Origin of the sequence: Dyella sp. M7H15-1, from assembly GCF_004114615.1 — a bacterium.
Classification (GTDB): domain Bacteria; phylum Pseudomonadota; class Gammaproteobacteria; order Xanthomonadales; family Rhodanobacteraceae; genus Dyella_B.
In genome coordinates, this window is the sequence record NZ_CP035300.1 from 2,932,745 (window position 1) to 2,947,308 (window position 14,564).

The window sequence follows — 14,564 nt, forward strand, 5'->3', positions numbered from 1 at the left end:
ACAAGCTCGGAATTAATGAGCATCCCTTCGCCCGGGTTTGCACGACACTGCCACTGGATTTCCGGGCGTCGCGTAATGCCGTTCAATCAGTACAAATCGACCGGATCAACATCCAGCGACCAGCGCACTTTGCGTGCGCTGGGCAGTTGCGAAAGTTGCATCGCCCAAGGTCGCATGGTGGCGTGCAGATGGCGTCGACTGCTGGATTCAATCCATAGCTGCCCGCGTTGGCGTCCTGCACGCAGGGGCATGGGTGCGGGCATCGGCCCGGCGATTTGCAAGGTTCCGGTATCGGGCAGCGCTCCACGTGCTTCGCTGAGAAAAGCATCCACCACGGCGCGCTGGTGCGCGTCGCAACGCAGCAGCACTTGATGCCCATAGGGCGGCAAGCCGGTTTGGCGGCGTTCGGCCAGCAGTTCCTTTGCCGCCGTGGCGTAGCCTTGCGATAGCAGGCTATGCAACAGCGGATGATCGGGATGATGCGTCTGCAGCAGCACGCGGCCAGGTTTACGCGCACGGCCGGCACGGCCCGCGACTTGCACTACTAGTTGTGCAAGGCGTTCGCCTGCGCGGAAGTCCACGCTGAGCAAACCTTCATCCACGCCGACAATGGCAACCAGGGTCAGATTGGGCAGGTCGTGCCCCTTGGCGAGCATCTGCGTGCCAACCAGGATGGCGGATGCATCGGCTTGCAGGTTGCCGAGTAACTGTTCGAAGGCATCGCGGCGCCGGGTGGTTTCGCGATCAATGCGCCATACCGGTGTTTGTGGAAAGTGTGCGGTGAGCGCTTCTTCCAGCCGCTCGGTGCCTTGGCCCTGCGGTTTCAATTCGTTACTGCCGCAAACAGGGCAGGTGGCGGGAATGCCGGATTGATGATCGCAGTGATGGCAGATCAATCGCCGCCATGCTGCGTGCAGTGTCATCGGATGTTCGCAGCGTGGGCATTCGGCATGCCAACCGCAACTGTGGCACAGCCATACCGGCGCGTAGCCGCGACGATTGCGAAACACCAATACTTGTTCGCCGCGCGCCACGGTCTCGCTCACCGCATGCAGCAGCGCAGGGGAGAGACCGTGCTCCAACCGTTGCGCGCGCATGTCGATGATCTGCACGTGCGGCGGCCGTACCGCACTGGGGCGAGAGCGCAAGTGCAGCGCTTGATAGCGACTGGCTTCGACATTGGCCAGGCTTTCCAGTGATGGTGTCGCTGAACCGAGCAGTACTGGCACGTTCAAGGCACGCCCGCGGACCAGGGCCAGGTCGCGGGCGTGGTAACGGAAACCTTCCTGCTGCTTGTAGGCGCCGTCATGCTCTTCGTCGACGATGATCAGGCCGGCTTGCGGCAGCGGCGTGAACACGGCCGAGCGCGTGCCGAGCACTACTTTCGATTCGCCTGAGCGCATGCGCAGCCAGGCGCGGGCGCGCTCGCCTTCGGCCAGATTGGAATGCAGCACTTCGACCGGCACGCCAAGCCGCTCGCGCAGGCGCCGTACGGTTTGTGGGGCCAGGCCGATTTCCGGTACCAGCAGCAAGGTTTGCTTGTCCTGGGCCAGCGCGCGCTCGATCAGGGCCAGGTAGACCTCGGTCTTGCCACTGCCGGTGACACCGTCCAGCAGAAACGGTTGAAACTTTCCGAAGGCTTCGGCCACCACGTTGACGGCGGTCTCCTGCTCGGCCTGCAAGGTTGGCGCTGGCAAGGACGGTTGAGGGGCGAACGACATCGCCTGCTCGCCGCGTTCGATCAAGCCCGCTGCGCCCAGCCGTCGTGCCGCGGCTCGCCAGTCGGGCAGCGACATATCCAGTTCCGTAGCGCAGAGTGGCCCTGCCGACAACGCTTGCAACAGCACGCGACTACCACCGCGCCGGTTACCGGCATCCAGCGCGCTGAGACCGGTAATGGTCAACTGCCACATCGGCTCGCGCGTCTCCGGTAGCGGTTTGTCTTCACGCAGCAGCGACGGCAAGGCGTTGGCGTAAGCTTCGCCGGGTGTGCCGAGCCAGTAGTCGGCGGCCCACGCCAGCGTTTGCATCAATTCGGCGTCGAGCAAGGGTGCATCGTCCAGCACGCGAAGCACACGCTTGAGTCGCGTGTTGCCCATGTCGGATGACACGTCGGTCTCGACCACCACGCCAACCGACTTGCCACGGCCGAACGGCACCAACACACGACTGCCGACGACCGCCTCGCCTTGAGCGGGGGGCAGATAGTCGAACAAGGTGGGCAGCGGTATGGGCAGGGCGACGCGAAGGACGGATGACATGGTTTATGAGTGGGCGCAGTGCCCGATCGAGTGTATCGCGAACGTTGATCGACCCGGCTTAAGGCAACGCTGAATAAGTATCGCCTTAAAACCCGCGAAAGATGCTGAACTGGATGCTTGGCTGCGATTGTTGCCCTGTCATCTAGGAACGGAGGCTAAGTGACTCATCAACACGCGGTTTTTTCCTTATCCACAAGAGCTGTGGATAAGTCTGTGGATGTGCCGTTGAGAGGGTGGCTCAATGCGCATCAGAACGGACCTTGCGACACGCTGTTCAAGTTTTGATCAGTTAAAAATAGCCATGTTTATCAATACCTTGAAAGGTGTCTTCGATGTTGTTCTCGTCTCGTGTGCGGTCTTGGCGGGCGGATATGTCAATAGTTTGACGCTGTGTAAAACCAGGCTTTTGCCATCTGAAAAATGACCATCCATGAGCCAGCCCGAGTGCCATGGCGCCCCCAGAGCCATGGTCAATAGAAGTCGGGCGTTTTGCCTGTGCCTGTTTTTCACGGGGAAGATGGTGGCGGAGGTGTACAATCGCGGGCCACGGAGAATCCATCCCATGACCCCGTTCCGTCTCGACCGCGCCAGAGCGTCGCGGGAGATAGGCGACACTGTACGCCTTGCCTTGCCGCTGATTCTGGCCCAGCTCGCCGCCGTTGGCAGCAACGTGATCGATGCTGTGCTGGCCGGTCATGTGAGCGCGCATGTGCTTGGTGCGGTAGCGGTAGGCACCAGTATCTGGACGCTGGCCATCGTGCTGGGGATCGGCATGATGATGGCGGTGCCACCATCCATCTCGCAGCTCGATGGCGCTGGCCGCCGGCACGAGGCGGGCGGGGTATTCCGTCAGGCGATCTGGCTGGCGCTGGGCATGGGCGTGGTGCTGTGGTTCGCGGTGCGTCATGCTGAGCCGTTGATCAAATTGATCGGTGTCAAGCCGGGTCTTTATATCAACGTGGGCGAATTCCTGCGCGCCATTAGCTGGGGTGCGCCCGCGCTGACCTGCTACTTTGCGCTGCGCGGTTTATCCGAGGGTTTGTCGATGACGCGGCCGTCGATGTATTTCAGCCTGGGCGGCCTGCTGCTGCTGGTGCCGCTGGGCTACATCTTCATGTTCGGCAAGCTGGGTTTGCCGCCGCAGGGTGCGCGGGGATGCGGCATTGCCACGGCCACCGTGCTGTGGATCGAGATGATGGCTTTCGCCATCTATGTGGCCTGTCATCGCAATTATCGCGGGCTGGGCATCTTCGATCATTTCGAGTGGCCGAACCCGCGGCGCATCGGTGCACTGATACATATCGGCCTACCGATGGCGATTACCCTGCTAGCGGAAGCTGGCTTGTTCGTGGCGGCGGCCTTGCTGATCGGTACCATGGGTGAAGACCTTGTCGCCGCTCACCAGGTAGCCCTGAATGTCGCCGCGCTGTTTTTCATGGTTCCGCTGGGGCTGGCGATGGCCATCACTGTGCGGGTGGGTAATGCGGTCGGGCGCAATGATGCATCGGGCGTTCGCTATGCCGGCTTTTGCGGCATCGGCCTGACTTTGGTGACCCAGCTTGTATCGGCGGGCTTCATGCTGGGCGTGCCACATCTCATTGCCTCGCTTTATACTCGCGACCAGACCGTGATCGCGCTAGCTTCCCAGTTGCTGGTGCTGGCCGGTCTATTTCAGTTTTCCGATGGCATCCAGGTGGCTTCCAATGGCGCTTTGCGTGGCCTGAAAGATACGCGGGTGCCCATGGCGATTACCTTGTTCGCCTATTGGCTGGTGGGCATGCCGGTGGGATGGTGGCTGGCGTTCCACATGGGCCTGGGCGCGCGGGGTATCTGGATGGGTCTGATCGCTGGACTGACCATCGCGGCGGTGCTGCTGTTCACGCGGTTCTGGCGCAGTTCGCGCCGGCATCAACCCAATACGTTTGGCCCTGTTGCACCGGCGGCCACGGATGTCACGATTCTCTCATGACCTGAGCTGCGGGCGCAGCTACGCTGAGACGATAGAAAGATCCGGCGTCAACCCCAAGGAACCGACTGATTTATGACGACACCCCCGCCCCTGCGCCAGTCACGGCAACCGAACGGATTTTGGGCCTTCCTGCGCGTATTCGGGCGCGGCATCAACGTGGTCAGGCTGGTTCTGATCAACCTGGTGTTCTTTGGTTTCCTGTGTCTTTTCCTGTTGCTGATCATCGGCGTGGGCGCCGCCAAGTATGGCAGCGATATCCAGGACAACAGCGTGCTGGTGCTGAAGCCGGAAGGGCGGCTGGTGGAGCAATACAGCATCAATCCGATGCAGCGGGCGCTGTCCAAGCTCTCTGGCAATGAACCGAAGGAAATGCAACTGCGCGACCTCATTGGTGCGATCGATGCCGCGGCGAAGGATTCGCGTATCACCCGCATCGTGCTCGACCCGGGTGAGTTGCAAAGCAGTGGTTTTGCTGCGCTGACTGAAGTGGGTGCAGCGCTGGATCGTTTCCGCGCAGCAGGCAAGCCGGTCGTGGTATGGGCAGCAAGCCTGGATCAATACCAGTACCTGCTGGCCGCACATGCCGATCGCATCCTGCTCGACCCGCAGGGCGGTTTGCTGATCTCGGGTCTGGCGAACTATCGATTGTTCTACAAAGGGCTGCTCGACAAGCTGGGCGTGAACGTCTACCTGTTCCGCGTGGGGCAGTTCAAGAGTGCCGCCGAACCGTTTATTCTCGATCACGCGTCGCCGGAATCCAAAGAGGCCGACAGTTACTGGATGGGTGATTTGTGGGACGGCTACATCGCAACGATTGCAAAACTGCGCAAGCTCGATCCCACCGAAGTGCGAGCAGACATCAATGATCTGCCGGATCGCATTTCCAGCACACAGGGCGATCTGGCCAAACTCGCACTGGACGAACATCTGATCGATGGCCTTGCCACCCGCGAAGAACTGATCGAGATGTTGCGTTCCCAAGGCGTCCCAGTAGGCAAGGAGGGTCACGGTTTCCGCGGCGTGAATCTGGATCGCTACATGGCCAACATGCCCAGTCGCAACAAGCTCACCGGTTCAGGTGTCACGATAGTGGTGGCGGAAGGTGAAATTAGCGCGGGCGAGCAGTCGGCCGGCTCGATCGGTGGCGAATCCACCGCGGCGCTGATTCGCAATGCACGCCAAGACAAGCGCACCAAGGCACTAGTGTTGCGTGTGAATTCGCCGGGCGGCGAAGTCTATGCCGCCGAAGAAATCCGGCGCGAAGTGGAACAGACGCGCAAGGCCGGAATTCCCGTGGTGGTGTCGATGGGTGACGTGGCGGCCAGTGGCGGTTACTGGATCTCCATGAATGCCGACAAGATCTATGCCGAACCCAACACCATCACCGGCTCGATCGGCATTTTCGGCATGTATTACACCATTCCCAATACGCTGGCCAAATTCGGCATCAGCAGTGATGGAGTTGGCACAACGCCGCTGGCCGGCGCATTCGATATCAGCCGTCCGCTTGATCCGAAAATGGGCTCGGTGATCCAATCCGTCATCAACAAGGGCTATCACGATTTCGTCGTCGGCGTCGCGCAGGCGCGCGGCAAGGATTACTCGGCGATCGACGCGATCGCGCAAGGACGGGTGTGGACAGGTGCCCAGGCCATGCAGCGCGGCCTGATCGATCAACTTGGCGGGCTCGGCACTGCTATCGATGAAGCGGCTGATCTGGCGCACCTAGGTAAGGATTATTCCGTGCACTACCAGGAACAGCCCATGGGTACGTTTGAGCGCTTCGTGACCAGCTTCGGTCAGAACGCCGTGGTGTCCTCGTTGCAAAGCCATGGCTTAAGGCTGCCAGCCTGGTTTGCACAATGGCCAATGCTGGTGCCGGAGCTGCAGATGCTGCGCATGTCGCAGGCGGGACAGCCGAACGTGTATTCGTACTGCTTCTGCTCGCCGCACTGAGATTTTTTCTCCCCATCGAACACTTCCAGCGGTGATTTGCTGGTGTAGTCCAACTGTACTGCGGGCGAGATGATGCCGATCAGGCTGCGCAATTCGCTGACGTTCAGACGTCCATATGTCGAGCTTATTGCGTCGGCTGCTCGATCTGCTTGTCCTGGTCCGCTACCTGCTTGTTGACGACCTTTTGCACGTTCCTGGCGCGCTGCTCATCCTGCTTCATGGCATCCCATGGCGTGGATACCGAAGCAGTGGCGGTGGGAACCGATTGGGGCGCTGGCGGCTTGCCACTACAGGCCACAAGGCCGATCACGCACAGCAATGCAGGAAGGATTTTCATGGGGATGCCCTCTATCGGCGACCGCTAAAGTTTCCCGCCCCATGGCACCTTAGACAAGTTGTTCATGTAAGCTTTGTTCATGAACAATCGCATCGATGCCTGGCAATTGCACGACCACACTGCCTTGATCACTGGCGCCAGCAAGGGCATCGGTTATGCCGCCGCGCGTGAACTGGCCGGGCTGGGTGCCAACTTGCTGCTGGTGGCACGCGATGAAGATTATCTTGAACAAGTTCTGGTAGAGCTGACTGACGACTATCCCGGCATCGACGTGCTGTCTTTCGCCGCGGATGTCGGCGAAGCCGAGGATCGCATGGCCGTGTTCGACTGGATCGCTGATCTGGGCACGCCGCTGTCAATCCTGGTCAACAATGCAGGTGGCAACACACCGAAAGCGACGCTTGACTATCAGCCGGACGAGTACCGCACGATCTTCGAGCTGAATCTTTTTTCCGCCTATGAAATGTGCCGCCTCGCACATCCATACCTGGCACAGCATGCGAATGCGGCGATCATTAATGTGGGATCGGTTTCCGGCGCGACACACGTGCGCACAGGTTCGCCTTATGGGATGAGCAAGGCGGCGCTGCACCAGCTCACACGCAATTTGGCGGCGGAGTGGGCGATCGACGGCATTCGCGTGAATGCCGTCGCTCCGTGGTACATCCGCACGCAGCGTTCCGAGCCGGCGCTGGCCGATGCGGATTATCTGGATGAAGTGCTTGACCGCACACCGTTGCGACGCATTGGCGAACCGGAAGAGGTGGCCGCCGCGATAGCGTTCCTCTGTCTGCCGGCGGCGAGCTATGTCACCGGCCAGGTGCTGGCGGTGGATGGCGGGTTTCTCAACTACGGTTTCTGAGCTTCATTCCCCGCACAGTTTTCCACAGCGATTGGGGAAACTCTGGTGGCAACCCTGTGGACAACTCTGCACAGTCGTTACGCGACAAGCTTTTACATGACATTGCGCACTTTTTGCGCAGGCTCTGCCCTGAACCCAGCCTCCGTGTGGAGATCAGAACTCGACCTCGTGCTCTTCCGCGGCAAAGCCGATGGTGACGGCACCTTCGCCTACGTTGACCATGCCTGTGATGCTCATCGGCGCCTGCATCAGGGTCACACCACATTCCTCGCACGCCTGCGCCAGTTTGTTATAGCCAGGGAGCTTGGGCAGTTCGGCCAGATTGCCGCCATAGGCGGTGCACATGACCGGTACCAGCAGGCCGGCGCGCACGCGATCGGCTGCGTACTGGAACAAGGTCTCGCAGCCATGTTTCCAGCCGCGCACCTTGCCGACCGAGCTGGTATCGCCGCGGTAAGCGCGCAATAACGGCTTGATATCGAGCGTGGAGCCAAGCACGGCGCTGAACAGACCCACGCTGCGGTCGCCTTTCTTCTTGGCTCGCACGCGCAGGTAGTAGAGATCGTGTGGCAGCATGTAACCGTAAGAGTTCTCGGCGATGAAGGCCAGGCGCTCGCGAATGGCCGCAGGCGTTTCGTTGGCTTGCATCAGGCGCACCGCTTCCACTACGCATGGGGCGGATCCTACGAACAGGCTGCGCGTATCCAGCACGCGCATCAGGAAGGGGCCGGGAATGCCAGCAGGTTCGCGCACCTTGCGATAGTTCTTGAGCACCGCAAAGCTGGCTTTGACTACGTGGTCGTAAATCGGGCTGCGGGTGGCGGTGATGGTGAGGCAGAACACGCAGTCCTTTTCCAACACCAGCTTTTCCAGGAACAGTTTCTGCACATCTTCGACCGAACATGGCTCGGTTTCAGCGGAGTGGCTGCGGTTGCCGAACTTCAGGCTAAAGAAGCGCTCGATTTCGGCGGGATCGCGATCATCCTTGAAGGTCGTGGTGTCGACCTGTACGGCAATAGGCATGACGGCGATGTCGTGTTGCTTGAGAAAATCCGGCGGCAGGTCGCAGGATGCATCGATAGCTAACCCCATTCGCATGCTGTCGCCCCCTCACTTGCCATGGCGTACCGAACATAGCACGCGTTATGGATAGGTGATTGTCGCAGTGCGTCAAGGTTCAAGCGAGCACTTTGCTGTGCGTTTGTGCAAGCACCTTCCCGGATAGGATATCCGCTGGCATGCCTGCCGGATGGGTAGCCTTTGCATAGTCACGCATGCACTGCCTCAGCTTGCACAACGCAGCTACGTGAACAGGGTGGACAGGCCCTAAGATAGCCACACATTGTCATCTGGCGTCCTGCCGGCGTGGCGTCGCTGGTCTTGCGTAGCGAAGGTGCGCTGCGTTCCGCTAAAGAGTCCTTATGAAGACCAAACATGAAATCGTCACCAACTGGTTGCCGCGTTACACCGGCGTGCCGCTGGAGCAGTTCGGTCCCCACATTCTGCTGACCAATTTCGGCCACTACGTGGACTTGTTCGCTGAATGGCATGGGGTGGAGGTGCAAGGGAGTGACCATCCCATGCCCAACGCCACGGCTGATGGCATCACCATGATCAACTTCGGCATGGGCAGCCCCAATGCCGCCACCATGATGGACTTGCTCGGCGCCATCCAGCCCGGTGCGGTGCTGTTTCTGGGCAAGTGCGGTGGGGTCAAGAAGAAAAACAAGCTCGGCGACCTGATTCTGCCCATTGCCGCCATCCGTGGCGAGGGCACCAGCAACGATTATCTGCCACCGGAGGTGCCGGCACTGCCCGCATTCCAGCTCCAGCGCGGCGTCTCCACTATGATTCGCGACCTCGGTCACGATTATTGGACCGGTACGGTCTACACCACCAACCGTCGAGTGTGGGAGCACGACGAAACCTTCAAGGATTACCTGCGTCGCACTCGCTGCATGGCCGTGGATATGGAAACGGCCACCATCTTTGCCGCTGGCTTTGCCAATCACATTCCCTGCGGTGCATTGCTGTTGGTTTCCGACCAGCCGATGATCCCGGAAGGGGTGAAGACTGAGCTGAGCGACCACAGTGTCACCGCCCAGTTCGTAGAAGCACACATCCGCGTCGGTATCGAGGCTTTGAAGCTGGTGCGTCGCAACGGGCGAAGCGTCAAACATCTGCGGTTCGAAGAAGATCTCCTGGAGTAGTCATCGGTGTCAAGGTGGCAAGATACTGTCTTCATAAGCTTATGGAGATGGTCTTGTCGCCTTTGCTTTTGTTAGTTTTACGACAAGATGCTGCATTTTTTTGACGTAAGTTATTTCGATAAATAAGTGATGCTTCCTGAATTATTCAATTAGCTCGTTGAATTATAGGTAATTTCACTGCGGCATTATTTTTCGTTTTGAATCGCAAATTATTACTGTTGACTTACGGTTGACTGACGCCTAAGTTCAACCCGCAGATTGCTAAGGGACCGTTAAAAGTGCTTAGGGCACTTGACGGAGTGATTTGCGGGGGGTGCGGGAAGAGTAAGGGCATCGAGTCCTTCGGGCGTGACTCTTCACATACCCCTGAATGTGCGATTCAACTTTGGAGGGTATTTTTATGATTCGAAACAAGCTAGCGCTTGCACTGGCAGGATTGTTGTTGGGGCCTGCTACCAGCGTCACGTTCGCCCAGGGTGTTCCTGCCGGCACACAGGATCAGGCGCAAGGTCAGTCCCCGACCAGCAACAATGCCAAACAGTTGCAAACCGTCACGGTGACGGGCTCGGCGCTGCCCCGCGTCGACACGGAAACGCCCTCTCCGGTGACGGTCATTACCGCCCAGGACATTGCGCGTTCGGGCTTCACCAGCGTTTCCGATGTGGTGCGCGCCGTCTCCGCCGACAACAGCGGCACCATCCCGCCCACGTTCTATGCGGGCTTTGCGACAGGTTCGGCGGGTGTCGCGTTGCGCGGCTTGACCGTGAATTCCACGCTGGTGCTGATCGATGGCAAGCGTGCGGCAAGCTACCCGTTGGTGGATGACGGTATTCGTTCGTTCGTCGACCTTCAGACCATTCCGCTGGCTGCCGTCGAGCGCATCGAAGTGCTGAAGGACGGTGCTTCGTCGATCTACGGCTCCGATGCGATCGCTGGTGTGGTCAACGTCATTCTCAAGCCCGGCTTCGAGGGTATCCAGGCCAGTGCCGACATCGGCGATTCGCAACGTGGTGGTGGCTTTACCAAAAAGGCCACGCTGTTGGTCGGTCATGGTGATTTGAACACGGATCACTACAACGCCTACTTTAGTGCGGAATGGGAGCAGGACCAGGCGATCCCGTTGAGGAGTCGCAGCTACCCCTTCAATAGCTCCAACTACACCGGTATTGGCGGTCAGGATCTTCGCTGGGGTAATCCGCTGAACAACCAAGGTTCCACCATCGGCTCGGTGACGCCGGCCGGGCCAACGCCAGGCGGCTTAGCCACAGGCCCCACCCAGCCGCTTGGCGCTTGCGCTGGCGGTACCCAACTGGTGACGTTCGCCCAGGGTTCGTATTGTGCGCAGGATCAGCAAAATCAGTATGGCTATGCGCAGCAGTACACGAACCGCGGGGGTATCTACGGCCGATACACGTTCAAGTTCAGTGACACCACCAAGGCTTATGCCTCGTTGAGCTACTACGAGTCGAAACTCGACGCCAATGGTTTTCCGGCGCAGATTCAAACTAGCGTGCCTAACAACACCAACACTATCGAACTGCCACCTGGGAATCCATCCAATCCATTCCCCGGCCAGTACGCCTATATCAACTACGCGTTCGGCGATATTCCGTCACAGACGATCACCGACGACCACAACCTGCGTGCCGTGCTCGATCTGCAAGGTGCGTGGGGCGACTGGAACTATGAAGCCTCGGTGGCGGCCAACCATCAGTGGATGCAATACTCGAACCTGGGTTTGCTCAGTTATCAAGGGTTGCTCAACGCGATCGCGAACGGTACGTACAACTTTGCTAATCCGTCGTTGAATACAGCTGCCGTCCTCAACGGAGTTGCGCCTCCCAATACCGTGACGGATAACGCGGACATGGATGTGTTCGATTTCACCGTCAACCGCGAACTGTTTGATTTGCCAGGTGGCGCCACGGGTTTCGCGGCTGGCGTTCAGTTCCGCCACGAAGCACAGTTGGAGCAGCCACTCAACCCGGGCGGTATCTACCAAGGCCTGGGCTCGACCAACATCGTGGGCAGCCGCAACATCAGCGGTATCTATGGTGAATTCGATGCGCCGCTGCTCGATAACCTGGAAGCTGACGTTTCAGGTCGCTTCGACCATTATCCGCACGTTGCCAACAACTTCTCGCCAAAGGTCGGCCTGAAGTGGAAGCCGACCGATTGGTTGGCCGTGCGTGGTACCTATTCCAAGGGTTTCCGCGCGCCGCAATTTGGCGAAAGCGCCGGCAGTTACACCGCGGGCTTCGTCAACGGTTCGGTCGAAGCCCAGGGTGCGCCGGACTCGTTCCTCGCGGCACACGGCTATTCGAATTATGTGACGGTGCCTTATCCGCTCGAAGAGGGCAGTTCGGGTAATCCCAAGCTGAAGCCGGAAAAGTCGGATAGCTTCACTTTCGGCGTTGTGGTGCAGCCGGCTAGTTGGTTGAACGCTTCTCTGGACTACTACAACATCAAGAAGAGCAACGTGATCGTGCCGGCGGATCCAGGTGTCGCCTTGTTGAACTACTACACCAACGGCACGGTATTGCCGGGCTACACCATGGTGTTCGACACACCTGACCCGTTGCATCCCAATGCGCCGCTGCGTCCAGTCTTCGTGGGAGCCGATTACATCAATGGCAACTGGCTGAAAACCACGGGCGTCGATCTGGACTTGCGAGCACATTTTGAGTTCAGCAACGGCATCAAGTACATCAGCGAACTGCAAGGCACGCAGATCTTCCAGTGGAAGCAAGATGTTGCCGGCCAGGTTGAGAGCTACGTCGGTACGCAGGGTCCGTACAACCTGTCCTCAGGTGCCGGCACGCCCCGTACTCGCGGTAACTGGGCGAACACCATTGAGTACGGCCCGCTCAGCCTGACCGCCACGGTGTACTTCACCAGCCATGAGTATGAATCGGCACAGGACGTCACCGGTACTACGGCGTGTTTCGATACCCTGGGTGCGAACGGTGGTCCGCTGGCCAACAACTGCACGATGGCCTCGTTTACCTACGGCAACCTGGTGGGCAGTTACAATATCAACGATCACGTCACGGTGACGGCCTCGGTGGATAACGTGACGGACCGCAAGCCGCCGATCGATCCGCTGAACTATGCAGCCAATCTGTACAACCCTACCTACGCTTACGCCGGCATCGTCGGCCGCTTCTGGAACCTGGGTGTGAAGGTGAAGTTTTAAGGACAGCAGTCGATAAGCTGCTCTGCAAAATCGCGCGGCGCGTTGGGGAGCCAACGCGCCGTTCTTATGAAGCAATGGGTCGAATGGGTGTCCGCCATTTTTGCCCTGATGAAAGTGGTCATACGGAATGCTCCCTGCTTACGTCCTCAACCCCTTCGCAGCAAAATCTCCAGCATCTGCCTGAAACGCTTGCCATAAGGCGGATTGAGCAGCCTGGTAGCATTGATGCGGGTTTGATGAAACACCGGTTTCATGTGTGAGAACGTGCGAAAGCCTGCTTCGCCGTGATAGCCGCCCATGCCTGAAGGGCCGACGCCGCCGAAAGGCAGGTTGTGCTGAACAGTGTGATAAAGCGTGTCGTTGAGGCTGACGCCGCCGGCATGCGTGCGTGTCAATACCTGGTCGATTTGCGCTTGATCCTGCTCGAACAGATAGAGCGCGAGTGGACGCGAGCGATGAGCGATGTAATCGATAGCGTCGTCGAGGTCGTCGTAAGGCACCAGTGGCAGCAGTGGGCCGAAGATTTCTTCCTGCATCACCGGCATGTCATCGGGCACGTCGGTAAGCAGTGTCGGTGTGAGCAGGCGTTGCAAAGGGCGGTCTTCCACTCCGGCCAGTTTTGCGCTTTGCGCACCAGCCTGCACCGCGCTATCGCGCAGATGGGTCAGGCGTTGATAATGGCGATCGGTGGCGATGCTGGCGTATTGCTTGTTGTTGGCAAGATCGGGATACAGTCGTGCCGTCGCATCGCGAGCCGCCGCGATAAAGCGCGGTACGTCAGCGCGAGGGAGCAGCACATAATCGGGCGCGATGCAGGTTTGACCGGCGTTGACCATCTTGCCGAACACAATGCGTTCCACCGCATGTTCGAAGCGTGCGCCGGGGCCAATGATCGCCGGCGACTTGCCACCGAGTTCCAGTGTGACCGGCGTGAGATGGGTCGAGGCTGCGCGCATGACATGATGGCCGACTGTCGTCGAGCCGGTAAACAACAGATGATCGAACGGCAGGCTGGCGAACGTCTGGCCTACCGATGCATCGCCATTCACCACGATCACTTCGTCCGGCTGGAAATGTCGCGCCACCAACTCCGCGAAAAACTGCGAGAAACATGGCGTATATTCGCTCATCTTCACCATGGCGCGATTGCCCGCGACCAGCGCATCCACCAGCGGTCCCACAGCCAGAAATAGCGGGTAATTCCAGGGCACGATGATGCCGACCACACCCAGCGGCTGAGGACGCATCTCCGTACTTGCCAGCAAAAAAGCGAGGCTTGCCCATTCACGCTTTGGTTTCATCCAGCGGCGACCATGGCGTAGCGCGTGGCGAATGGCCGATAGGCAGGGAAAGATCTCCAGCATCTCCGTTTCTTCGCGCGGGCGACAGCCGAAGTCGGCATGGATCGCATCGGCGATTTCCTGCCGATGCTCGCGGACCACCGCATCGAGCGCACCCAGGCGGCGGGCGCGGGTAATCCAGTCTGGCAGTGGTTGCTGCGCCTGCACTTCACGCAGACGTTTGAGTTCGCTTGGCAGGTCAAGGCGATCAGGTTGATTCATTGGCAGTGTCATCCTCGCTCAGAACTTCGTTCTCAGTTCAATACCATATACCTGCGGAGGTGTAATGACCGTATACAGCGTACCGAAGTCTTGGGTGCGAGGCCCTTACCTCGATGGCGCAGCTACGGTGGACGAAATGTATCTGCGATCAAGATCATGCCCGCTGGGAGCAGGCTTTCTTCTGCGACAATCACATACGCGGTCAAACAGG

9 protein-coding genes are annotated in these 14,564 nt (G+C 59.2%); 5 read left to right on the forward strand and 4 right to left on the reverse strand.

Annotated elements, in window-relative coordinates; translation table 11 throughout:
- Positions 1 to 86: 86 nt before the first annotated feature.
- On the reverse strand, positions 87 to 2,261 hold the full coding sequence (locus EO087_RS13550; protein ID WP_128899330.1) for a primosomal protein N': 2,175 nt from the start codon (positions 2,259 to 2,261) through the stop codon (positions 87 to 89).
- A gap of 562 nt (positions 2,262 to 2,823) precedes the next feature.
- Between EO087_RS13550 and EO087_RS13555 the strand changes: the two genes are divergently transcribed.
- Together EO087_RS13555 and sppA are read left to right on the forward strand one after the other, a co-directional pair.
- The gene (locus EO087_RS13555) at positions 2,824 to 4,230 is read left to right on the forward strand and encodes an MATE family efflux transporter (RefSeq protein ID WP_128899331.1); all 1,407 of its coding nucleotides are present in this window, start codon (positions 2,824 to 2,826) and stop codon (positions 4,228 to 4,230) included.
- A gap of 72 nt (positions 4,231 to 4,302) precedes the next feature.
- Entirely contained in the window at positions 4,303 to 6,186 is a 1,884-nt protein-coding gene (sppA, locus tag EO087_RS13560) for a signal peptide peptidase SppA (protein WP_128899332.1), read from the forward strand.
- Between the two features lie 124 nt (positions 6,187 to 6,310).
- On the opposite strand, the gene EO087_RS13570 is transcribed toward sppA, so the two are convergent.
- Positions 6,311 to 6,523 carry a hypothetical protein gene (locus EO087_RS13570; protein ID WP_128899333.1) on the reverse strand — a complete coding sequence of 71 codons (213 nt, stop codon included), beginning with the start codon at positions 6,521 to 6,523 and terminating at the stop codon, positions 6,311 to 6,313.
- 79 nt (positions 6,524 to 6,602) lie between these two features.
- Between EO087_RS13570 and EO087_RS13575 the strand changes: the two genes are divergently transcribed.
- Positions 6,603 to 7,385 carry an SDR family oxidoreductase gene (locus EO087_RS13575; protein WP_128899334.1) on the forward strand — a complete coding sequence of 261 codons (783 nt, stop codon included), beginning with the start codon at positions 6,603 to 6,605 and terminating at the stop codon, positions 7,383 to 7,385.
- Positions 7,386 to 7,538: 153 nt separating this feature from the next.
- Here the strand turns inward: EO087_RS13575 and EO087_RS13580 are convergent, their stop codons facing one another.
- Positions 7,539 to 8,483 (reverse strand): DegV family protein, encoded by a 945-nt coding sequence (locus EO087_RS13580; RefSeq protein ID WP_205744372.1) that lies wholly within the window; start codon positions 8,481 to 8,483, stop codon positions 7,539 to 7,541.
- A gap of 323 nt (positions 8,484 to 8,806) precedes the next feature.
- Between EO087_RS13580 and EO087_RS13585 the strand changes: the two genes are divergently transcribed.
- On the forward strand, positions 8,807 to 9,595 hold the full coding sequence (locus EO087_RS13585) for an AMP nucleosidase (protein WP_128899335.1): 789 nt from the start codon (positions 8,807 to 8,809) through the stop codon (positions 9,593 to 9,595).
- A 400-nt stretch (positions 9,596 to 9,995) separates the two neighbouring features.
- Complete coding sequence (locus EO087_RS13590) at positions 9,996 to 12,791, forward strand: TonB-dependent receptor (RefSeq protein ID WP_164931848.1); 2,796 nt, start codon at positions 9,996 to 9,998, stop codon at positions 12,789 to 12,791.
- Between the two features lie 146 nt (positions 12,792 to 12,937).
- Here the strand turns inward: EO087_RS13590 and EO087_RS13595 are convergent, their stop codons facing one another.
- Complete coding sequence (locus tag EO087_RS13595; protein WP_128899337.1) at positions 12,938 to 14,353, reverse strand: coniferyl aldehyde dehydrogenase; 1,416 nt, start codon at positions 14,351 to 14,353, stop codon at positions 12,938 to 12,940.
- Between the last annotated feature and the right edge of the window lie 211 nt (positions 14,354 to 14,564).

Excerpts from the sequence above, each read along its gene's own strand:
- EO087_RS13550 (WP_128899330.1), bottom strand. The coding sequence starts at position 2,261 with ATGTCATCCGTCCTTCGCGTCGCCCTGCCCATACCGCTGCCCACCTTG.
- EO087_RS13595 (WP_128899337.1), bottom strand. The coding sequence starts at position 14,353 with ATGAATCAACCTGATCGCCTTGACCTGCCAAGCGAACTCAAACGTCTG.
- EO087_RS13580 (WP_205744372.1), bottom strand. The coding sequence starts at position 8,483 with ATGCGAATGGGGTTAGCTATCGATGCATCCTGCGACCTGCCGCCGGAT.
- EO087_RS13590 (WP_164931848.1), top strand. The coding sequence starts at position 9,996 with ATGATTCGAAACAAGCTAGCGCTTGCACTGGCAGGATTGTTGTTGGGG.
- EO087_RS13575 (WP_128899334.1), top strand. The coding sequence starts at position 6,603 with ATGAACAATCGCATCGATGCCTGGCAATTGCACGACCACACTGCCTTG.
- EO087_RS13585 (WP_128899335.1), top strand. The coding sequence starts at position 8,807 with ATGAAGACCAAACATGAAATCGTCACCAACTGGTTGCCGCGTTACACC.
- EO087_RS13570 (WP_128899333.1), bottom strand. The coding sequence starts at position 6,523 with ATGAAAATCCTTCCTGCATTGCTGTGCGTGATCGGCCTTGTGGCCTGT.
- EO087_RS13555 (WP_128899331.1), top strand. The coding sequence starts at position 2,824 with ATGACCCCGTTCCGTCTCGACCGCGCCAGAGCGTCGCGGGAGATAGGC.
- sppA (WP_128899332.1), top strand. The coding sequence starts at position 4,303 with ATGACGACACCCCCGCCCCTGCGCCAGTCACGGCAACCGAACGGATTT.